The sequence below is a fragment of the Allobranchiibius sp. CTAmp26 genome, assembly GCF_017565405.1.
In the GTDB taxonomy this organism is placed as follows: domain Bacteria; phylum Actinomycetota; class Actinomycetes; order Actinomycetales; family Dermatophilaceae; genus Allobranchiibius.
This window is the reverse complement of sequence record NZ_JAGEKR010000012.1, coordinates 12946-32638: the sequence shown is the minus strand read 5'-3', so window position 1 is coordinate 32638 and position 19693 is coordinate 12946. Positions and strand designations below refer to the sequence as shown.

At 70.0% G+C, this 19693-nt stretch carries 18 protein-coding genes and 2 riboswitches; of the genes, 8 read left to right on the top strand and 10 right to left on the bottom strand.

Annotation, left to right across the window (positions count from 1 at the left end; translation table 11 throughout):
- Window positions 1-29: 29 nt before the first annotated feature.
- The 5 genes from J4030_RS08480 to J4030_RS08460 all read right to left on the bottom strand — a co-directional run bounded on the left by J4030_RS08480 (window position 30) and on the right by J4030_RS08460 (window position 5551).
- Window positions 30-815 (bottom strand): hypothetical protein, encoded by a 786-nt coding sequence (locus tag J4030_RS08480; protein WP_208048794.1) that lies wholly within the window; start codon window positions 813-815, stop codon window positions 30-32.
- Between the two features lie 15 nt (window positions 816-830).
- The gene (locus J4030_RS08475) at window positions 831-1526 is read right to left on the bottom strand and encodes an ion channel (protein ID WP_208048793.1); all 696 of its coding nucleotides are present in this window, start codon (window positions 1524-1526) and stop codon (window positions 831-833) included.
- The gene (locus J4030_RS08470; RefSeq protein WP_208049022.1) at window positions 1523-4084 is read right to left on the bottom strand and encodes a DNA translocase FtsK; all 2562 of its coding nucleotides are present in this window, start codon (window positions 4082-4084) and stop codon (window positions 1523-1525) included. The genes J4030_RS08475 and J4030_RS08470 overlap by 4 nt, the downstream gene beginning before the upstream one ends.
- Window positions 4085-4322: 238 nt before the next feature.
- A complete protein-coding gene (locus J4030_RS08465; protein WP_243763070.1) occupies window positions 4323-4589 on the bottom strand; it encodes an Arc family DNA-binding protein in 267 nt (88 codons plus the stop codon).
- Between the two features lie 11 nt (window positions 4590-4600).
- Window positions 4601-5551 (bottom strand): SPFH domain-containing protein, encoded by a 951-nt coding sequence (locus J4030_RS08460; RefSeq protein ID WP_208048792.1) that lies wholly within the window; start codon window positions 5549-5551, stop codon window positions 4601-4603.
- A 353-nt stretch (window positions 5552-5904) separates the two neighbouring features.
- Window positions 5905-6019, top strand: a riboswitch (SAM riboswitch).
- Between the two features lie 52 nt (window positions 6020-6071).
- On the opposite strand from J4030_RS08460, the gene J4030_RS08455 reads away from it, so the two are divergent.
- A complete protein-coding gene (locus tag J4030_RS08455; RefSeq protein ID WP_307864619.1) occupies window positions 6072-7505 on the top strand; it encodes an aminotransferase class V-fold PLP-dependent enzyme in 1434 nt (477 codons plus the stop codon).
- Window positions 7506-7527: 22 nt separating this feature from the next.
- On the opposite strand, the gene J4030_RS08450 is transcribed toward J4030_RS08455, so the two are convergent.
- Window positions 7528-8493 (bottom strand): endonuclease/exonuclease/phosphatase family protein, encoded by a 966-nt coding sequence (locus J4030_RS08450; RefSeq protein WP_208048791.1) that lies wholly within the window; start codon window positions 8491-8493, stop codon window positions 7528-7530.
- A 42-nt stretch (window positions 8494-8535) separates the two neighbouring features.
- On the opposite strand from J4030_RS08450, the gene J4030_RS08445 reads away from it, so the two are divergent.
- The 3 genes from J4030_RS08445 to J4030_RS18245 all read left to right on the top strand — a co-directional run bounded on the left by J4030_RS08445 (window position 8536) and on the right by J4030_RS18245 (window position 11319).
- Window positions 8536-9195, top strand: a complete 660-nt coding sequence (locus J4030_RS08445) for a SatD family protein (RefSeq protein ID WP_208048790.1) — start codon at window positions 8536-8538, stop codon at window positions 9193-9195.
- Window positions 9192-9935, top strand: coding sequence for a hypothetical protein (locus tag J4030_RS08440; protein WP_208048789.1), 744 nt, complete (start codon window positions 9192-9194; stop codon window positions 9933-9935). Before J4030_RS08445 ends, J4030_RS08440 begins: the two co-directional genes overlap by 4 nt.
- Before the next feature lie 504 nt (window positions 9936-10439).
- Window positions 10440-10624, top strand: a riboswitch (cyclic di-AMP (ydaO/yuaA leader).
- Between the two features lie 14 nt (window positions 10625-10638).
- Window positions 10639-11319, top strand: coding sequence for a transglycosylase family protein (locus J4030_RS18245; RefSeq protein ID WP_208048788.1), 681 nt, complete (start codon window positions 10639-10641; stop codon window positions 11317-11319).
- Between the two features lie 99 nt (window positions 11320-11418).
- Here J4030_RS18245 and J4030_RS08430 read toward each other — a convergent pair whose 3' ends face one another.
- Window positions 11419-13101: a ribonuclease J gene (locus J4030_RS08430; protein ID WP_208048787.1), complete on the bottom strand. Its 1683-nt coding sequence runs from the start codon at window positions 13099-13101 to the stop codon at window positions 11419-11421.
- Window positions 13098-13985 (bottom strand): 4-hydroxy-tetrahydrodipicolinate synthase, encoded by an 888-nt coding sequence (gene dapA / locus J4030_RS08425; RefSeq protein WP_208048786.1) that lies wholly within the window; start codon window positions 13983-13985, stop codon window positions 13098-13100. Before dapA ends, J4030_RS08430 begins: the two co-directional genes overlap by 4 nt.
- A gap of 239 nt (window positions 13986-14224) precedes the next feature.
- Here dapA and J4030_RS08420 point away from each other — a divergent pair, with 239 nt between their 5' ends.
- From J4030_RS08420 to J4030_RS08410, 3 genes are read left to right on the top strand one after another with little or no spacing between them, the layout of a single operon-like run.
- Complete coding sequence (locus tag J4030_RS08420) at window positions 14225-15037, top strand: thymidylate synthase (protein WP_208048785.1); 813 nt, start codon at window positions 14225-14227, stop codon at window positions 15035-15037.
- A complete protein-coding gene (locus J4030_RS18240; protein ID WP_208048784.1) occupies window positions 15034-15963 on the top strand; it encodes a dihydrofolate reductase in 930 nt (309 codons plus the stop codon). The genes J4030_RS08420 and J4030_RS18240 overlap by 4 nt, the downstream gene beginning before the upstream one ends.
- On the top strand, window positions 15956-16501 hold the full coding sequence (locus tag J4030_RS08410; protein ID WP_208048783.1) for a GNAT family N-acetyltransferase: 546 nt from the start codon (window positions 15956-15958) through the stop codon (window positions 16499-16501). Before J4030_RS18240 ends, J4030_RS08410 begins: the two co-directional genes overlap by 8 nt.
- Window positions 16502-16504: 3 nt before the next feature.
- Here the strand turns inward: J4030_RS08410 and J4030_RS08405 are convergent, their stop codons facing one another.
- Both J4030_RS08405 and dapB read right to left on the bottom strand, forming a co-directional pair.
- Complete coding sequence (locus tag J4030_RS08405; protein ID WP_208048782.1) at window positions 16505-16933, bottom strand: VOC family protein; 429 nt, start codon at window positions 16931-16933, stop codon at window positions 16505-16507.
- Between the two features lie 91 nt (window positions 16934-17024).
- A complete protein-coding gene (gene dapB, locus J4030_RS08400; RefSeq protein ID WP_208048781.1) occupies window positions 17025-17771 on the bottom strand; it encodes a 4-hydroxy-tetrahydrodipicolinate reductase in 747 nt (248 codons plus the stop codon).
- Between the two features lie 124 nt (window positions 17772-17895).
- On the opposite strand from dapB, the gene J4030_RS08395 reads away from it, so the two are divergent.
- Window positions 17896-19680 carry an MFS transporter gene (locus J4030_RS08395; protein WP_208048780.1) on the top strand — a complete coding sequence of 595 codons (1785 nt, stop codon included), beginning with the start codon at window positions 17896-17898 and terminating at the stop codon, window positions 19678-19680.
- Window positions 19681-19693: the final 13 nt, after the last annotated feature.

The window sequence follows — 19693 nt, the reverse complement described above, 5'->3', positions numbered from 1 at the left end:
ACGAGGCCGAGGCTGCGCCTCGGTGCCGCTCAGACCTCGTAGCGGTCGGGACGGCGCAACGCGTGCCCGAGCGCGGCGATCACACCGACCACCCACCCGACCCTGATGCCCCAGTCGGCGCCCCCGCTCACGGCCAGGGTGAACAACCGGTCCAGCGGTCCATGGTGGGAGATGGCGAGGTACTCGACCCCGAGCGCGACCGCACCGGCCACCATCGTCGCGCCCCACCCGGCCAGCAGGACGGCCAGGAAGCCGCGACGGCCGGGAGTGGAGGCGAGAGCCACCCACAGCAGCAGGAACAGCACCACACCGGCGACCGCGAAGGCCAGGATGAAGTGTCCTGTCCCGGCGTTCGCCGTGCCGTCCATCGCACTGCGCAGGCCTGAGGCCGGCCACTGCGCCAATCCCCCGATGAGCAGATTGGTCCGGGGATAGATGGACATCGTGCGCTGGTGGTAGGCGACGTAGCTGGCGACCAGGGAGACGGCCAGCCCGGCCAAGGTGGCCACGAGCGCAGCCAGGAACGCCGACCCGGCACCGGCGCGCCGGCGTACGACGGGTGGCCGCGTGCCCTGAGGCGGACCGCCCTGCGACCAGGGCGTCCCACCGCCGGGGGCACCGCCTCCCGGGTGCTCGCGCCGCTGGGTGGCCGACTGCCACTGCGGGTCCTCACGCGGTTCCTCACGCGGGGCGTCGCGTGGTGGACCGCCAGCCGGCTCCCCACGTCCGGGCTCGCGTCCGGGCTCGCTCCGGCCGGGCTGGCCGTACGGGTTGGTCGGATCCGGTCCGTCGCCCCTGGGTCGGTCGTCACTCATACGCGTGCCCTTCGCTCACGGTTCCTTGCGGAACCTCGTCAAGGTCATCCCTAGCAGGCGGGCCACCACCAGGCCCAGATAATTCACACCGGCGAGTTGCTCCAGCATCGCCACGGACCGGGCGTGGTCGCCGACCGGATAGATGTCGCTGAGTCCCGTGCCGGTCATCGTCGTGAAGGACAAGAAGACCAGCTCGATCCAGGTCAGCGGGCCGTGGTGCGTCGTGCCGGCGGTGAACTGGCCGGACCACACGGTCTGCACCAGCCCGTAGAGGTAGGCGAACGCCCATGCGACCACGGTGAAGCAGGCACCGGTCGCGTAGATCTCGTCGGCGCCGACCTCGTTGTCGCTGAACATGTAGCGGATCAGCGCGTACGCCGTGTAGAGGTAGAAGATCGCGTGCGTCGCGTCGAGCCCGACCGTGACCCAGTACGCGTCGTGCAGGGGCACGTCCAGCACGCTGAAGATGAGCGCCGGCACCCCGATGGTCGCCGAGATCCAGGTGAGGGCCGGCGTCATCCGGACGGCGGCCACCGCGACGACCAGCACCAGCAACTGCACCACGGAGTACGCCGTACGGCCGGGTGTGCTGTCGCCCGTGAACGGATAGATGAGCAGTCCGCCGAGCTGGATGATCAGCAGGACGGCGTTGGGATAGGTGCCGAGGATGCCCCGCAGGCCGGTACGCCGCCGCGGGGCCGCGACGGTCATGTCCGGCCGTTCTCCGTCAGTGACCAGGCGTCCTCGCCGGGGTCGTCGTCGTCGGCCACGCCGAGGGGCGCTTGCGAGGCACCGTCGAAGGGCGCTCCCACGTCATCGCCGCGCAGCAGGGACAGCGTGGCGGGCAGGTCGTCGCCCTTGACCAGGACGTCGCGCGCCTTGGAACCCTCCGACGGGCCCACGATCCCGCGCGACTCCATCAGGTCCATGAGCCGGCCGGCCTTGGCGAAGCCGACCCGCAGCTTGCGCTGCAGCATCGAGGTCGACCCGAACTGGGTGGTGACGACCAGTTCGGTCGCCTGCAGCAGCAGGTCGAGGTCGTCGCCGATGTCCTCGTCGACCTCCTTCTTCGCCGCGACCACGGTGACGTCGTCGCGGTAGAGCGGCTTCAGTTGACCCCTGACGTGTTCGACGACCTCGGCGATCTCGGTCTCGGTGACCCAGGCGCCCTGTACGCGCATCGTCTTGGACGCGCCCATCGGCAGGAAGAGCGCGTCGCCCTGCCCGATCAGCTTCTCGGCGCCGGGCTGGTCGAGGACGACACGGGAGTCGGCCAGAGACGACGTGGCGAACGCCATCCGGGACGGCACGTTGGCCTTGATCAGACCGGTGACCACGTCGACCGACGGGCGCTGGGTGGCCAGCACGAGGTGGATGCCGGCGGCGCGCGCGAGCTGGGTGATGCGGACGATCGACTCCTCCACGTCGCGCGGCGCGACCATCATCAGGTCGGCCAGCTCGTCGACGATCACCAGCAGGTAGGGGTAGGGGTGGATGACCCGCTCGGACCCCGGCGGAGGGGTCACCTTGCCGGCACGGACGGCCTTGTTGAAGTCGTCGATGTGCTTGTACCCGAAGGCGGCCAGGTCGTCGTACCGCGTGTCCATCTCGCGCACGACCCACTGCAGCGCCTCGGCGGCCTTCTTGGGGTTCGTGATGATCGGGGTGATGAGGTGCGGAATGCCTTCGTAACCGGTCAGTTCCACTCGCTTGGGGTCGACCAGCACCATCCGGACCTCGTCCGGGGTCGACCGCATCAGGATCGAGGTGATCATCGAGTTCACGAAGCTGGACTTGCCGGCGCCGGTCGCACCGGCGACGAGCAGGTGCGGCATCTTGGCGAGGTTGGCGATGACGTAGCCGCCCTCGACGTCCTTGCCGACGCCCATCACCATCGGGTGCTCGTTGGAGCGGGCGGCCTGGCTGCGCAGGACGTCGCCGAGGCTGACCTTCTCGCGGTCGGCGTTCGGGATCTCGATGCCGATCGCGGACTTGCCGGGGATCGGGGACAGGATGCGCACGTCGGCAGAGGCGACGGCGTAGGCGATGTTCTTCGACAGCGCGGTGACCCGCTCCACCTTGGTGCCGTGGCCCAGCTCGACCTCGTACCGCGTGACGGTCGGGCCGCGACTGAACCCGCTCACCTGGGCGTTGATGTCGAACTGCTCGAAGACCTGGGTGAGCGACTCCACGACCCGGTCGTTGGCGGCCGAGCGGGTCTTGTGCGGCGTCCCCGGTGCGAGCAGGTCGCTGTTCGGGAGGGTGTAGGTGACGTCGCCGGCCAGCGCGAGCTGTTCGACGCGCTGCGGCAGCGGCCGGGTGGGCGGCGCCTGCAGTTCCTCCTTGACCCGCATCGGAGCCGGCGTCCTCGTGCCGGGCAGTGCGACCGCGTCCTGCTTGGGGGTGGGTGCAGGCGCGGGTGCAGGCGCGGCGGCAGCGGCCGCCGGCGCGTCGAGGAGTTCCTCGCCGACCACCTCGTCGCCTGCGGGGACCTTCTGACCCGGGCGCAGGCGGCGACCGTTCTTGGTCGTCCGCGCCACGATGGCGGCCTGCTCGAACGGTTCGTCACCGTCGCGGCGTGCGTCCTCCTCGGCGGCGCGCCGTGCGCTGCGACTCGACCGGCGCTTGCGGCCCGGTCCGTCGATCTCGTTGCCGTGCAGGTCGTGCTCGACCGCATCCACCGGGCCGTCGTACTCGTCGGCCGCGCGCTCGCCGAACCACCGGTCCTGTAGATGGCCTAGACGCTCCGGGATCTGCTGCACCGGCGTACCGGTGAGCACCAGGACGGCGAAGAACCCGACCAGCAGCAGAATCGGCACGGTGCCCCACGTGCGGACCGCGGCGACGAGCGGGCTGGACGCCAGGAAACCGATCATGCCGCCGGCTCCGCTCACTCCACCGCGGTACGTCGGGGACGGCGTGCCGTGCGCGACGCTCGCCAGGCCGCAGGCCGAGATCGCCAGGATGCCGAGTCCGGTGATCACCCGGTTGGTGCCCTGGTGACCGCGCGGCGATCGCAGCATGTGCACCCCGAGCAGCAGGAGTACCAACGGCAGCGCGAGGCCGACCAGACCGAACGTGCCGGCGACGACGGCGTGGACGACGTCGCCGGCCACGCCCTGCAGTCCCCACCATTCACGGGCGGCGACCACGATGGCGATGGCGATCAACGCGAAACCGATGCCGTCGCGCCGCAACTCCGGCTCGACGTCGTGCGTGGTGTGCCCCACCCTGCGGGCCGCTCCCCCGGCGACGTGGGCCACCCCCATCCAGGTGCCCCGGACCGCACGCAGCGGCAGCGGGAGGCCCCCGTCCTTGGCGCCCTTGGTCGGGCGCGCGGCGGGCGTCTTGCGTGGTGCCGGAGGGCGCCGGGACGCCGGACGCTTGCCACCGGACGCACGCTGGCGCGACGTGGTGCTGCTCGGAGCTTGACGGGTCGGCACGGGCACAGGCTAGCCGTCAGTCACACCCGTCACAGGCGCCCCACGCGGAAACTCCGCGGAATCCTCAGCCTCCGTCGCTGCGCGGGCGCCCGCGCCGAGGCAGCGGGCGTGCCGCCTTGGGAAGCCGCCCCCGCTTGCGCAACGCCTCGCGGATCAGCATCTCCACCTCGGCGTTGACGCTGCGCAGCTCATCCTCCGCAAGCCGGGTCAGCGCCTCGTGGACCGCCGGATCCAGACGCAGCAGCACCGACCTACGAGGGGGCACCCGCTGCGGTGGACCGTCGTCCCCACGGTCCTCGCCTTCATGGGCGGGCGGATCCGAATCGCTCATCGACCGGCGTGTCAGTGGTAGAGGCTGCCGGTGTTGACCACCGGAGTGGCCCGCTGGTCTCCGCAGAGCACGACCAGCAGGTTGGACACCATCGCGGCCTTGCGCTCCTCGTCGAGCTCGACGATGTTCTCCCCCTCCAGCCGGTTGATCGCCATCTCCACGATGCTCACCGCGCCCTCGACGATGCGCTCGCGGGCGGCGATGATCGCGGCGGCCTGCTGGCGCTGCAGCATCGCCTGGGCGATCTCCTGTGCGTATGCCAGGTGACTGATGCGCACCTCCAGCACCTCACACCCGGCGACCGCGATGCGGGCCGCGACCTCGTGGGCGAGCTGTTCGGACACCTCGTCGGTCGAGCCGCGCAGCGACGTACCCGTGCCGCTGGGGTTGTCGTAGGGGTGGGTGGTCGCGACGTGCCGCAGGGCGGACTCGGACTGCACCCGGACGAAGTCGCCGTACGACTCGACCGAGAAGGTGGCCTTGGCGGTGTCGGCCACCTGCCACACGACGATGGCGGCGATCTCGACGGGGTTGCCGTCGGCGTCGTTGACCTTCAGGGCGTTGGTCTCGAAGTTGCGCACCCGCACCGAGATGTTGCGACGGGTGGTCAGAGGCAGCACCCAGGTCAGACCCGCGTGGCGGGCCGTGCCGACGTACCGGCCGAAGAACTGCACGACCCTGGTCTGCCCGGGTTGGATCACGACCAGGGGGGTGGCGACGAGCACCGCGAGCACGGCCAGGACGACGCCGATCGCCGGCACGGTCGCCAGAAAGCTCGCGACGGCCAGCACCACCAGGACCAGCGCGGCGCCGAGGGCGAGGAAGCCGTTGACCGACCAGGCACGTTGCTCGACGACGTCGACCCGCCGCCCCTCATGGCCCACGGGGCGGGACGACGGCGGCTGCACCGTCGGATCGGCGCTGTCCGACACGGGATCCTGGGGTTGAAGGTGCTGCGACATGGCGTCCTCCCTCGGTTTAAGTGATATCAAATTTATATCAGTTAAAACCGGGCCGCAAGACCTGATGAGGCCGCCGGCCGTTCCGGGCCGAGCGGGCCCAAACGCCGGCGCGCGCCACCCCCACCCCGGCCGTTTCGGACCGAGCGGGCCCAAACGCAGGCGCGCGCCACCCCCACCCTCGCCGTTTCGGACCGAGCGGGCCCAAACGTCGGCGCGCCACCCCACCCCGGCCGTTTCGGGCCGAGCGGGCCCAAACGCCGCTGCACGGGGGCCACCTGGCGCGTGCGCGGCGCGAGTCCACGATGCGGATCGCCGTGTGACACCCGAAAGCGGGATCGGCTAGCCTCCTGGCAGGTCAAGAGTCTCAGCGCTAAGCCTCGGCTAGCTGAGCGGCAACCCTCCTCCGCGGTGGGGTGCTCCGAGTGACGACCCGGCCACGCCGCACCCGCCGCGTGGCAAGCGCGGACCGACGTATCGGCATGCAGCCGGTGATCGCTGGTCCCACGGCGAGAGGCTGCCCGTGACCGTCCAGGCAACGAACACACCGCACGACATCGACACCGACCAGAGCTCCCCCATCCCGAACGACGGCGCCGCACCGCGGGCACCCCGAGCGGCGCTGAGCGTCGTCCGGGACCTGCCGCCGCACCGCCTGCCCCAGGTCGAGGCCCACCTGCCGCTCACCGTGGCGCACGAACTCGGCGTGCCCACCGTGCACCGCACGGTGGTGGACGCCGCGAACTTCGACCACGGAGCCACCACTCCGGCCCTGGTCAGCGTCCGCGACGCCGTCGATGCCACCTTGCCGACGTACGGCTCGGTGCATCGGGGTGCCGGCCTGCCGAGCCGGGTGACGACCGGCTGGTTCGAGCAGGCGCGGGTCACCGTGGGTGAGTTCGTCGGAGCGCGCCCCGACGACGAGGTCGTCTTCACCCGCAACACGACCGACGCGCTGGCCCTGCTGGCGCACTGCGTGCCGCGCGGCACGCAGGTCTTCGCCTGGGAATCGGCCCACCACGCCGCCCTGCTGCCCTGGGGCCGGCGCCACTGCACCCGCCTGGCCGTCCCGAACAGCGCGGCGGACGCCGTGGAGCTGCTGCGCTCGGCGCTGGCCGCGAGCGATGCGCGCGGCAAGCTCGTCGTCATCACCGGGGCCTGCAACGTGACCGGTGAGGTATGGCCGGTGCGCGAACTGATCGCCGCTGCACGGGAGCACGGCGCACGGACGGTCATCGACGCCGCGCAGCTCGCCCCCCACCGGGAGATCGATCTCGCCGACCTCGGCGCCGACTGGGTGGCGTTCTCCGGGCACAAGCTCTACGCGCCGTACGGCGCGGGGGTCCTCGTCGGCCGACGCGACTGGCTGGACCTCGCGTCGCCGTACCTGCCGGGCGGCGGCGCAACTGCGCGCGTGCGTCACCAGCACATCACCTGGCAGTCCGGCGCGGCCCGCCACGAAGGCGGCACCCCCAACGCGGTCGGCGCCATCGCGCTCGCGGCGGCGTGCGCCACGCTGCGTCGCCACCACGAGGAGATCGAGCGGCACGAGTCCGCCCTCTTCGATCAACTCCGCGCCGGCTTGCGCGAGATCCCGGGCGTCCGCCTGGTCACCGTCCTCGGCGACGACCGGCCCAACGTGGGCGTCGTGACGTTCACGGTCGCCGGATACGACCCGTCCCTGGTGTCGCTGGTGCTGTCCGACGAGTACGGCATCTCGGTGCGCGACGGTCGCTTCTGCGCACACCTGCTGTGCGACAACATCCTGGGCGACGGCTCCAGCGCGGTGCGGGCGAGCATCGGCCTGGCCACCCGGGCGCACCACGTGGGGCGACTGCTCGACGGCGTACGCCGGTTGGTGGAATCCGGACCGACGCTCGACTACACCTACGACGAGTCGACCGGCTGGACCGCGGCGGACGACCCGCGCGACCTGTCGGCGCCCTGCCCCTGGTGACCGAGCGCGCGTCCGGCGCTCTCTAGCGGAGGCGGACGCGCGCCCAGACCGCCCGGTGGTCGGTGTCGGCCACCGTGACACTCCCGGAGGAGACCACGTCGGCATCGCGCAGGAGGATGTGGTCCAGCGCGACGAACGGCGGATAGGACCTCCCGTTCGGCCAGGTGCGCACCCAACCGCTGCCGGTGGCACGTTGCGCGTCGGTCATCCCCGACGCGGCTCGCCGGAAGGCGGGCATCGCGGTCGAGGCGTTGAAGTCGCCGGCCATCACCAACGGCTCCCCCACCGGCTGGCGGGAATGCCACGTCCGCAGCTCATCGAGGCCGGCGCGCCACTTGGGCGCGAGGTCCGGCAACGGCGCGTAGGTGTGCACGCCACGGAGGAGGTAGCTGCCCGCCGCAGTGCGCACCTGCGCCACCGGCATCCCCGCACCCCCGTCGGGGACGGACGAGCGCTCCTCGGTGAGGGGGTGGCTGCTCGCGATCACGGTGCCCCGGAAGTCGGTGCGCGTCTCGCCCACCCGATGCGGCAGCAAGGTACGCAGGCCCGCGGCGTCGAGGCGGCGCAGGGCGTCGGGCGTGACCTCGACCAGCACCAGCGTCTCGACGTGATGGGCACGGACCGCGGCCATGATCGGGGCGGTGGACGCACGGCCGAACTCCATGTTCGAGGTCATGATCACCTCATCACCCGGCCGGCCGCGCACGGTATGGGACACCAGGGTCGGCACCGCGAGCGCCGCCGGGACCGCGGCGAGCAGGAGCAGCAGCACCAGCAGGACCTGCATCGGTCGGGAGAATCCCACCCATGCGCCGACGGCCAGTGCGAGAACGAAGACCCCTACCGCCAGAAGCCCGAAGAGGGGGAAGATCGACTGCACCACCGGGGTGAGACCGTCCCGGTCGATCCACCGGGCCGCGATGCCGCAGGCTGCGACGAGCGCGAGCACGACGAGCGTGATCAGCGCAGCCGGTGCGAGATACCTCAAGGAATATCCTTCATATCGTCAATATGAAGCTATTATCTTCATATGCAGGAACTGAAGCCCATTGTTTCAGGGACGCCGTGCGCCACGTTGATCGGCGACATCGTCGACTCCCGAGGTGCCCCCGACCGTCACGCGCTGCACGCTCGTCTCAGCGCCGCGCTGCGGCGTACGGGCCGGCTCGTGCCCGCGACCGCCGCATTGCGGATCACGGTAGGCGATGAGTTCCAGGCCAGTTACGAGACGCTCGGCGGGGCGTTGGACGCGGCCTTCCGCATCCGGCTCGACCTGATGCCCGAGACCCAGGTGCGCTTCGGCCTCAGCTGGGGCGGCGCCACCATGCTGGATGCCCGCGAAGGCACTCAGGACGGGCCTGCGTGGTGGGCGGCACGCAAGGCCATCGAGGCGGCGCAGGCGGCCGAACGCCGGCCCGCGACCCAAGCCGTACGCACGGTCTACGCCCCCGCGCAGGACGACGGGCCCAGTGCCGGCGCGGTCAACGCGGCACTGGTGTGTCAGGACCAGCTGATTTCATCGCTGGATGAACGAGCCATGCGCATCCTGCAGCGCCTCGCGGCGGGCGAGTCCCGCACCGAGATCGCACGCGCCGAGGACATCTCGCCCTCCGCGATCTCCCAGCGCATCCGCGCCGCAGGTCTGGAGATCATCGTGACCGCCGCCCACGATCTGGCCTCGGTGCGATGAGCATCCTCGGTGCACTGCTGCTCGCCGTCGGCATCGGCGACCTGGTGCGGGTCCGCTCGATCGTGGTGTCGTACGCCGTGAGTCCGCTCGTGCTCCTCGCGATCGCGCTGCTCGCTGATCTGCACGACGTCGCCGACATCGTGCTGCTGGTCTTCGCCGCCGTGATTGCCGCGGCCTGGCGCTGGCTGTCCGGGCGGGCCGCGCACAGCCGACACGGCGAGACCCTCGCGTTGTGCCTGCTCGGCGGCGGCGTGCTCGTGGCGATGATCGCCGCGGGCAGCGCGAGTCATGCCGACGGCGCGCTCGGGCACTGGCTGCGACACAGCGCGTTCGCCACCCTGCACGACCTGTCTCCGGACCGCTTCCTGCTCGTCCTCGGACTCGGCGCGGTGCAACTCACGACCGGCAACGAGCTGGTGCGCCTGGTGCTGACCGCGATCGGCGCGGTGAAGCCGGAGGGCCAGCCACAGCCCTCCGACGAACTGCGCGGCGGCCGGCTGCTCGGCCCGATGGAGCGCCTGTTCATCCTCGGGCTCGGCTTGGCAGGCCAGATCACCGCGGCCGGGCTGGTCATCGCCGCGAAGGGGCTCATCCGGTTCCCCGAGTTGCAGGCGCGCCGATCCGCGCGCCAGGAGATCTCCGGCCTCGGCATCGATGCGGTCACCGAGTACTTCTTGGTCGGCAGCTTCGTCAGCTGGCTCATCGCGCTCAGTGCCCTCGGCGTCCTCGGCCTGCGCTGAGATCCCGACGTGACATCGGTCACCCGGCATTTCGGCGATTCCCACCGGTCGGAGTTCGACGCGTTTTGGCGGTGCGAAGGGGTCGCGGACGGGGCGATCGGCGGACGCGGCGCCACCCCCGAGGGCACACGGCGGCAGCCGCAGGACATCGACACGTGAGCCGCGGGTGGGACTGCGAGAGCGCCCAGCGCCGGGTCGCCGCAACCGGATTGCGTCGATGAGGCAGGCGGCCGAACCATGGCTTCCGGCGCGCGCGTGACCTCGCCCGCGACCGGAGGTCGATCCCACCCCTTACGGACATAGCCTGCCTAACTATCACATTCACAGATTCGGCGCACGGAGGCGTCCGCTCACAGGGCCGCCACAGACAGGGCAGGCCGGTCGACCAGCCGGGTTTGGCAAGCGCAGCCTCTGCACGTACGGTGATCCACATCAGGTCGTCGGCACTAGATGTGCTAACGGCCTAACTTCGGGGCGTGCCACACCACGGCACGATTCAGCCCTCGTGACACTGCGCCTAACCTCGCCCGGTGTCACCATCTGCCGGGAACGTCCCGGGAACGGCGAGGACGGGGGACCCATCCGGGTCTCCATGCATGGAGACCCACTGGGGTTAAGCAGAGACCATCTGCAGGGCACCTGACCGCCCGACCCGACAGCTAACTCCGTAGGCGCGCGTCAGGAAAGGGACATTGGTTCATACATGAAGAACATCTCCACGAAGACCCGTCTGATCACCGTGGGTGCCGTTGGCACCGCGATGCTGGGCACCGGCCTCGCGACTGCCGGAAGCGCGCACGCTGCTTCCGGTTCCGTCTGGGACCGCGTCGCCGCTTGTGAGAGCGGTGGCAACTGGGCCATCAACACCGGTAACGGTTTCTACGGTGGCCTGCAGTTCACCAACCAGACCTGGGCCGGCTTCGGCGGCACGGCGTACGCCCCCCGGGCGGACCTCGCCAGCCGTTCGGCACAGATCGCGGTTGCTCAAAAGGTGCTCGCCTCCCAGGGCCCCGGCGCCTGGCCGGTGTGCTCCAAGAAGGCCGGCCTCACCGGTGGCAACGGCGCGAGCAGCGGCGGCGGAGTTGCGACCCCGACCCCGCGTTCCACCACCCACACCGGTCGTAGCGCCTCGCGCCCCGCGGTCAAGCACACCCAGCGTCAGGTGTTCGCCCCCAAGGTGCGCACCCACCGTCACGTTGCCGTGGCCCCGCAGGTGCACGTGCAGCCGACCGGCCGCACCATCACCGTGCAGGCCGGCGACACCCTCAGCAAGCTCGCTGAGCGTTACAACGTCAAGGGTGGCTGGCAGGCCCTGTTCGCGATGAACAAGGGCGCTGTGAACAACGCCAACCTGATCTTCGTCGGACAGCACCTGTCCATCTGAGATCGCTCGTGAAGAAGGCCCGGACCGTTGATCGGTCCGGGCCTTCTTTTCACCCCACGAAGTATCGGAGCGCAGCGGAGAACTTCGTGGGGTGATGGCTCAGGCGTCGATGACGACCGGGATGATCATCGGGCGGCGGCGCAGCTTGCCGCCCATGAACGACCCGACGGTGCGCCGGATGACCTGCTGCAGCTGGTAGGAGTCGGTCACACCCTTGCGGCGGGCCTCCTCCAAGGCGGCCTCGAGCTTGGGCAGCACCTCGTCGAGCACCGCTTCGCCCTCGGCGAATCCGCGGGCCTGGATCTGCGGACCGGCCGCGATCTGCCCGGTGTCGGCGTCGCGTACGACGATGACGGTCACGAATCCCTCGTCACGCAGGATCCGCCGGTCCTTCAGCAAGGTCTCGTCGGTGGTGCCGACCAGGGACCCGTCGACGTAGATGTACCCGCAGGGCACCGCTCCGGTGATGGAGGCCTTGCCCTTGACGAGATCGACGACGACGCCGTCCTCGGCGAGCACCACGTTGCTGCGGGGCACACCGGTCTTGACGGCGAGGTCGCCGTTGGCGATCAGGTGGCGCCATTCACCGTGCACCGGCATCACGTTGCGCGGCTTGACGATGTTGTAGCAGTACAGCAACTCCCCCGCGCTGGCATGCCCGGAGACGTGCACCATGGCGTTGCCCTTGTGCACGACGTTGGCGCCCAGGCGCATGAGCCCGTTGATCACGCGGTAGACCGCGTTCTCGTTGCCCGGAATCAGCGAGCTGGCCATCAGCACCGTGTCACCGCGACCGACGTCGATGCGGTGGTCACGGTTGGCCATCCGGGAGAGCGCGGCCATCGGCTCGCCCTGCGAACCGGTGCAGACAAGCACGATCTTGTTGTCCTGCAGATCGTCGAGCTTCTTGACGTCGACGAGCACCCCGTCGGGGATCGTGAGGTAGCCCAGTTCGGCGGCGATGCCCATGTTGCGCACCATCGAGCGCCCGACGAGCGCGACCTTGCGCTTGTGCTTGTACGCCGTGTCGATGACCTGCTGCACCCGGTGCACGTGCGAGCTGAAGCACGCAACGATGATCCGGCGGGACGCCTCGGAGAAGACCCGCTCGATGGCCGGCGTGATGTCGCGCTCCGGCGTGGTGAAACCCGGCACCTCGGCATTGGTGGAGTCGGTGAGGAAGAGGTCGACACCCTCCTCGCCGAGTCGCGCGAACGCGCGCAGGTCGGTGATCCGACCGTCGAGCGGAAGCTGGTCCATCTTGAAGTCGCCGGTGTGCAACAGCGTGCCGGCCGGCGTGCGGATGAAGACCGCGAGCGCGTCGGGGATGGAGTGGTTGACCGCGATGAACTCGCAGTCGAAGGGACCTAGTCGCTCGCGGTCGCCCTCCTTGACCCCGAGGGTGTAGGGCGTGATGCGGTGCTCCTTGAGCTTGGCCTCGATGAGGGCCAGCGTCAGCGTCGAACCGACCAGGGGGATGTCGGGCTTGAGCTTGAGCAGGTAGGGCACGGCGCCGATGTGGTCCTCGTGCCCGTGGGTGAGGACGATGGCGTCGATGTCGTTCAGCCGCTCCCGGATGTACTGGAAGTCCGGCAGGATCAGGTCGACGCCCGGGTGGTCCTCGGGGAAGAGGACGCCGCAGTCGACCACGAGCAGCCGACCGGCGTACTCGATGACCGTCATGTTGCGACCGACCTCGCCCAGGCCGCCCAGTGCGACGATGCGTACGCCGTCCTTGGGCAGGCGCGGGGGCGCGGTCAGTTCGGGGTGGGGATGGCTCACAGAACTCCTGATCGGCGAAGGCCCTCGCGCAGTATGTCGAGGTGCTCGGGCGCCGCCGGCAACAAGGGCAGGCGGCAGAAATCGGATTCGATCACGCCGAGCATCCTCATGGCGGCCTTGGCCATGATCGCGCCCTGCGTGGTGTTCATGACCGCCTCGATGGCGGGTATCAGCGTCGTGTGGATCTCGCGGGCGCGCGGCAGGTCGCCGCGGTCGACGGCGGCGACCATCTCGGCGTACTGGCTGCCGGCGACGTGGCCGACCACGCTGACGACTCCGACGGCGCCGAGAGCGAGCCAGGGGAGGTTGAGCACGTCGTCACCGGAGTACCAGAGCAGGTCGGTCTCGTCCATCAGCCGGCTGGCGGCGAACAGGTCGCCCTTCGCGTCCTTGACGGCCACCAGCTGCGGGAGCTGCGCCAGGCTGCGGATCGTGTCGCTCGCGAGCGCCGTGCCGGTGCGGCCGGGGATGTCGTAGGCCATGGCGGGCAGGCCGGTCGCCTCGACGACCGTGCGGAAGTGCTCGACGATGCCGAGCTGGGTCGGCTTGTTGTAGTACGGCGTCACGATCAGGACCGCGTCGGCGCCCACCGCCGCGAGGGATTCCGCGGCGCGGCAGGAGTGGGCCGTGTCGTTGGTGCCCACACCCGCGGTGACCGCGACCCGGTCGCCGACGGCTTCGACGACAGCGCGTACGACGGCGACGTTCTCCTCGTCGGTCGTGGTGGCGGACTCACCGGTCGTGCCGTTGACCACCAGGCCGTCGTTGCCGTGATCGGCCAGGTACGCCGCCAGGCGTTGGGTGCCGTCCAGGTCGATGGCGCCGTCCTCGCGCATGGGGGTCACCATCGCGGTGACAGTGCGGCCGAACGGAGTGGACGTCATAGGGCGAAGGCTATCGGGCGTACGCGGTGCCACGATCCCGCGGTGGCCCGGCGCCGGTGCGACCCCTGGGATATGAAAGATCGCGTCGCTACCCGCTCGGGGGTCCGGGTAGCGACGCGATCACCCGGTACATCGCCCCATCCCCGGAGTCGTTACAGAAGGTTTGTGTGACCTGCGTCACATCAGATCCGATCGGGAGCCATCCGGGGGTGTCGCCGCACGGCACTACCATCGGGGCCGTGGATCAGTACCTCGCGCTGCTGCGGCGCACCCTGGAGGACGGCGCCCGCAAGGACGACCGCACCGGCACCGGCACGTTGTCGGTCTTCGGCCACCAGATGCGCTTCGACCTTCGTGCCGGATTCCCGGTCACGACGACCAAGAAGCTGCACCTGCGCTCGATCTTCGGTGAGCTGCTGTGGTTCCTGCGCGGCGACACCAACGTCGGGTGGCTGCACGAGCGCAAGATCTCCATCTGGGACGAGTGGGCCGACGAGAACGGCGACCTCGGACCGATCTACGGGCACCAGTGGCGCTCCTGGCCGACTCCCGACGGCGGTCACATCGACCAGCTCGCGCGGATCATCGACGCGATCCGCACCACCCCCGACTCGCGCCGCCTCGTGGTCTCCGCATGGAACGTGGCGGATGTCGACGACATGGCCCTGCCGCCGTGTCACACCCTCTTCCAGTTCTACGTCGCGCCGCCCGACGCGGGCGGCGTACGCCGGTTGTCCTGCCAGCTCTACCAGCGCTCGGCCGACGTCTTCCTCGGCGTGCCCTTCAACATCGCCTCCTACGCGTTGCTCACCTCGATGGTCGCGCAGGTCACCGGCCTCGGGGTCGGCGACTTCGTGCACACCATCGGCGACGCGCACCTCTACCTCAATCACGTGGAGCAGGCGAGGGAACAGCTGCGCCGCACTCCCGGCCCGCTGCCGACGTTGCGCCTCAACCCCGCACGCACGGAGATCGACACCTTCGAGCTGGAGGACATCGAGCTCGACGGCTACGAGGCCGCACCCTCCATCAAGGCCCCGATCGCCGTATGACGATCACGCTCATCGCCGCGGTCGCCCGCAACGGCGTGATCGGCCGGGACGGTGACATGCCCTGGCACGTCCCCGGCGAGCAGCGCGGCTTCAAGGCCGCCACGATGGGCCACCCGATGCTGATGGGTCGCAAGACGTTCGCGACCATGGGCGCACTGCCCGGGCGGCGTTCGATCGTGCTGACCCGTGATCGCGACTTCCGAGCCGACGGCATCGAAGTGGCACACGGCCTGGACGAGGCGCTCCTGCTCACGCAGGACGAGGACGTGTTCGTGGTGGGCGGCGCACAGGTCTACGCGCTCACCCTTCCCTACGCCGATCGGTTGCTGCTCTCCCTCATCCCGCAGGAGCCGGCCGGTGACGCGTCCTTCCCCGGTTGGCCCTATGACGAGTCACCGGCCTGGCGCGAGACCTCCCGAGAGGAGCACGAGGGGTGGGCCGTGCTTACCTACGACCGGGTCAAGCCCCGCACCCAGGTCGTGCACGGTCCCCGCATCGCCCGCGGCGCGCGTCAGAAGATCGGCGCCAGTGTCGCCGTCATGCATGAGGGCCGGCTGCTCGTCACTCGTCGCGAGGACAACGGGCTGTGGTGCCTGCCCGGCGGCGGCGTCGACGCCGGCGAGACCTGGTCGGAGGCCGCCGTGCGCGAAGCCCGCGAGGAGACCGGTCTCGAGGTCGCCATCGACGGGGTGCTGGCCGCGTACGCCGACCCGGACGTCGTGGTCGCCTATCCCGACGGGCACCACAAGCAGATCTTCGGGGTGTGCTTCCGCGCGCATCCCGTCGCGGGCGAGGCGGGCACGTCCGACGAGGTGACCGAGACCCGTTGGGTGACCCGGCAGGAGGCCACCGGGTTGCCGTTCATCCCCACTGCGCGGCGGCTGGTGCCGCAGGCGTTCGACGAAGGCCCCGTGAGCTATGACTGACCCGACACCCACCCCCGACGCCGCGGTCCGCACCGCCCGCGCCACCGATGCCGACGCGGTCGGTGCCGTCCAGGCGCAGCTGTGGCGCGCCGCGTACGGCATGTTCCTGTCGCCCGAGCTGCTCGAGCAGCTCACGCCCGAGGCGTTCGCGCAGGTGTGGGCCGAGTCCCTCACCGACCCCCCGAGTCCGCTGCACCGGCTCCTGGTGGCCACGCAGGGCACCGACCTGGTCGGTTTCGTCGCCATCGGGCCGAGCGAGCACGACGGCACCGGCGAGATCCTCGTCGGGGGCGTGCTGGAGAGCCACCGACGCTCCGGCCACGGCTCGCGGCTGCTCAACGCCGCGGTCGACACCCTCCGAGCCGGCGACTTCGGGCAGGTCGAGGGATGGGTGCTGGCCCTCGACCGTCAGACGCTCGACTTCGCCGAGCAAGCAGGCCTGTCCGCGGACGGCGCCTGGCGTGAGCGGGCGCTGCCCGGCGACAGCGCCGCCCGCGAAGTGCGCCTGCGAGCCTGGATCGGACCCGTCGAGGACTGAACCTCAGCCGCCGGCCTGGTCCAACTGGATGTTCACCAGCCACGGCACGCCGAACTTGTCGGTGAGCTGCCCGAACTTGGCTCCCCACGGGGCCTTCTCGAGCGGCATGCCCACGTCGGCGCCGTCGGAGAGCTTGTTCCAGTAGCCCGAGAGTTCGTCGTCGTCGCCGCCCTCCCCGCTGAGCGAGATCGTCATCCCACCGATCGGCGACGAGGGCATCGTGCTGGGGACGTCGGCCCCCATCAGCTCGAAGCCGCTCTGCGTCTTCAGGTAGCCGTGCATGACGTTCTCCTCCTCGCCCGCGGGCACCTCCATGTGGAACTGAGAGAAGGTGACGACGTCGGGCGTGCCGCCGAAGACGGACGCGTAGAACTCCAAGGCCTCCCGGGCACGACCCTGGAAGTTGAGGTACGGGTTGAGACTCGTGGACATGGCGGGCTCCTCCGGATATGACGGTCATGGTGTGATCGGAATCACACCGTAGCGTCGACTCCCGACAGCGGACCCGCCGTTCCGATCGACCTCACAGGTCGAGCAGGTGCTCCAGCCCCACGGTCAGACCCGGCCGTTCGCCGATCGCCCGCACGGCGGCCAGCACGCCGGGCATGAAGCTGATCCGGTCGAACGAGTCGTGCCGGATGGTGAGGGCCTCCCCCGCCGCGCCGAACGCGACCTCCTGGTGCGCCACCCGCCCGCGCATCCGCAGGGCGTGCACGGGGATGCCGTCGATGCGGGCACCGCGAGCGCCGTCCGGGTCGCTGCGGGTCGCGTCCGGTACGCCGGGCAGCCCGGCCTCCGCACGTGCCGCGGCGATCAGCGACGCGGTCCGGGCCGCCGTACCCGACGGCGCATCGACCTTGTCCGGGTGGTGGGTCTCCACGATCTCCACGGACTCGTAGAAACGGGCCGCACGCTGCGCGAACGCCATCATCAGCAGCGCGCCGATTGCGAAGTTCGGCGCGATGAGCACCCCCACCTGCGGGTGGTCGCCCAGCTGCGCCTCGAGCGTGCGCACGCGCTGCGGCGACCAGCCCGTCGTACCGACGACGCAGTGCACCCCGGCCGCCACGCAGTGCGCGACGTTGTCCGGCGAGGCGTCCGGCGTCGTCAGCTCCACCGCGATGCGCGCCCCACCGAGGTCGCCCAGCGAGTCGCCGTGATCGAAGCGGCCCACGAGTTCCAGGTCCGGTGCGTCGTCGACGGCCTGCACGGCGGCAGACCCCATCCGGCCGGAGGATCCGATGACGGCCACGGGGATGAGTTCGCTCACGGCGCCAGGGTAGGGGGTGGGCTGGTTCCCAGGGTTCGATAGCGGAGGTATATTCGTTACCTAAGTTAAAGGTCGCCGCGTCACGTGCTCCGGCCCACCCTGCGGTCCATCCCGAAGGAGCCCCATGTCCGAGGCAGTTCCGCCCAGCGAGCAGCGCACCCGCGGCGTACGCCGTCGTTACGAGGCCGAGCACCCGCGCTACAAGTGGGTGGCCCTGTCCAACACGACACTCGGCGTGCTGATGGCGACGATCAACTCCTCGATCGTGATCATCTCGCTCCCGGCGATCTTCCGCGGGATCGGGCTGGACCCGCTCGGCGCCGGCAACATCAGCTACCTGCTCTGGACCCTGATGGGATTCCTGGTCGTCTCCGCGGTGCTGGTGGTGACCCTGGGTCGACTGGGCGACATGTTCGGGCGCGTGAAGATCTACAACCTGGGCTTCGTGGTCTTCACCATCTCCTCCCTCTTCCTCACGGTGGACCCGTTGCACCAGGGCGGGGGCGCGATGTGGATCATCCTGGGACGGCTGGTGCAGGGCGTCGGCGGTGCCATGCTGATGGCCAATTCGACCGCGATCCTCACCGACGCCTTCCCCTCCCACCAGCGTGGAATGGCGCTCGGCATCAACCAGGTCGCCGCCATCGCCGGATCCTTCCTCGGCCTGATCATCGGCGGCGTGCTCTCCGAATGGCACTGGCGCGCCATCTTCCTCGTCAGTGTGCCGATCGGTCTGCTCGGCACCGTCTGGTCCTACACCTCGCTGCGCGAGCTCGGCGTGAAGCGTCGCGGCACCCTCGACATCCCCGGAAACATCACCTTCGCCGGCGGCGTGACCGCGATCCTGGTCGCCATCACCTACGGGATCCAGCCGTACGGCGGTCACTCGATGGGGTGGACCAACCCGTGGGTGCTCGCTGGACTCATCGGCGGTCTAGCGCTCCTCGTCGCGTTCACCGTCATCGAGTCCAAGGTGAAGGACCCGATGTTCTCGATGGGCCTGTTCAAGATCAAGGCGTTCGCGGCCGGCAACTTCGCCGGGCTGCTCGCCTCGATCGGCCGCGGTGGCATGCAGTTCATGCTGATCATCTGGCTGCAGGGGATCTGGCTCCCGCTGCACGGGTACAACTACGAGAGCACGCCCCTCTGGGCCGGCATCTACCTGCTGCCCCTCACCGTGGGCTTCCTGATCGCCGGACCCGCGTCGGGCTTCATGTCCGACCGGGTCGGTGCGCGCGCCTTCGCCAGCGGCGGCCTGGTGCTGACCGCGGCGACGTTCGTCGGGCTGATCCTCATCCCGGTGAACTTCAGCTACCCGGTCTTCGCGCTGCTGCTCTTCCTCAACGGCATCGGGTCCGGGATGTTCTCGGCTCCCAACACCACCGCGATCATGAACAGCGTGCCGGCGAATCAGCGCGGAGCCGCGTCGGGGATGCGGGCGACGTTCTTCAATTCCGGGACGTCCCTGTCGATCGGCATCTTCTTCTCGCTCATGATCGTGGGCCTGGCCTCGCACCTGCCGGACCAGATGCGCGCGGGCCTGGCCGCCCAGCACGTGCCGGCGGGTGTCGCCGACCAGGTCGCCGGTCTGCCGCCGGTCGGATCGCTCTTCGCGGCGTTCCTCGGCTTCAATCCGATCCAGTCACTGCTCGGCCCCACAGGGGTGCTGAAGCAGGTGCCGGCCGCGAACGCCAAGACCCTGACGGGTCAGGAGTTCTTCCCGCACCTGCTGAGCGGGCCGTTCCACGACGGCCTGGTGATCGTCTTCCTCACGGCCGCGGCGATGATGCTGATCGCGGCAGTGGCGAGCCTGCTGCGTGGCGGCCACTACGTGCACGACGACGATGACGACGACTCCCCCGCGGAGTCGGACACCGTTCGCGATGAAGAGGTCAGCCAGCCGGCCTGATCTCGACTTTCGG

Bases quoted from the DNA above. Each gene is read 5' to 3' on its own strand.
- dapA (WP_208048786.1), bottom strand. From the start codon at position 13,985: ATGACGTCCACTCCGTTCGGCCGCACTGTCACCGCGATGGTGACCCCC.
- J4030_RS08460 (WP_208048792.1), bottom strand. From the start codon at position 5,551: ATGTCGCAGCACCTTCAACCCCAGGATCCCGTGTCGGACAGCGCCGAT.
- J4030_RS08465 (WP_243763070.1), bottom strand. From the start codon at position 4,589: ATGAGCGATTCGGATCCGCCCGCCCATGAAGGCGAGGACCGTGGGGAC.
- J4030_RS08405 (WP_208048782.1), bottom strand. From the start codon at position 16,933: ATGTCCACGAGTCTCAACCCGTACCTCAACTTCCAGGGTCGTGCCCGG.
- J4030_RS18240 (WP_208048784.1), top strand. From the start codon at position 15,034: ATGACGATCACGCTCATCGCCGCGGTCGCCCGCAACGGCGTGATCGGC.
- J4030_RS08480 (WP_208048794.1), bottom strand. From the start codon at position 815: ATGAGTGACGACCGACCCAGGGGCGACGGACCGGATCCGACCAACCCG.
- J4030_RS08395 (WP_208048780.1), top strand. From the start codon at position 17,896: ATGTCCGAGGCAGTTCCGCCCAGCGAGCAGCGCACCCGCGGCGTACGC.
- J4030_RS18245 (WP_208048788.1), top strand. From the start codon at position 10,639: ATGAAGAACATCTCCACGAAGACCCGTCTGATCACCGTGGGTGCCGTT.
- J4030_RS08470 (WP_208049022.1), bottom strand. From the start codon at position 4,084: ATGGGGGTGGCCCACGTCGCCGGGGGAGCGGCCCGCAGGGTGGGGCAC.
- J4030_RS08445 (WP_208048790.1), top strand. From the start codon at position 8,536: ATGCAGGAACTGAAGCCCATTGTTTCAGGGACGCCGTGCGCCACGTTG.
- J4030_RS08410 (WP_208048783.1), top strand. From the start codon at position 15,956: ATGACTGACCCGACACCCACCCCCGACGCCGCGGTCCGCACCGCCCGC.
- J4030_RS08440 (WP_208048789.1), top strand. From the start codon at position 9,192: ATGAGCATCCTCGGTGCACTGCTGCTCGCCGTCGGCATCGGCGACCTG.
- J4030_RS08475 (WP_208048793.1), bottom strand. From the start codon at position 1,526: ATGACCGTCGCGGCCCCGCGGCGGCGTACCGGCCTGCGGGGCATCCTC.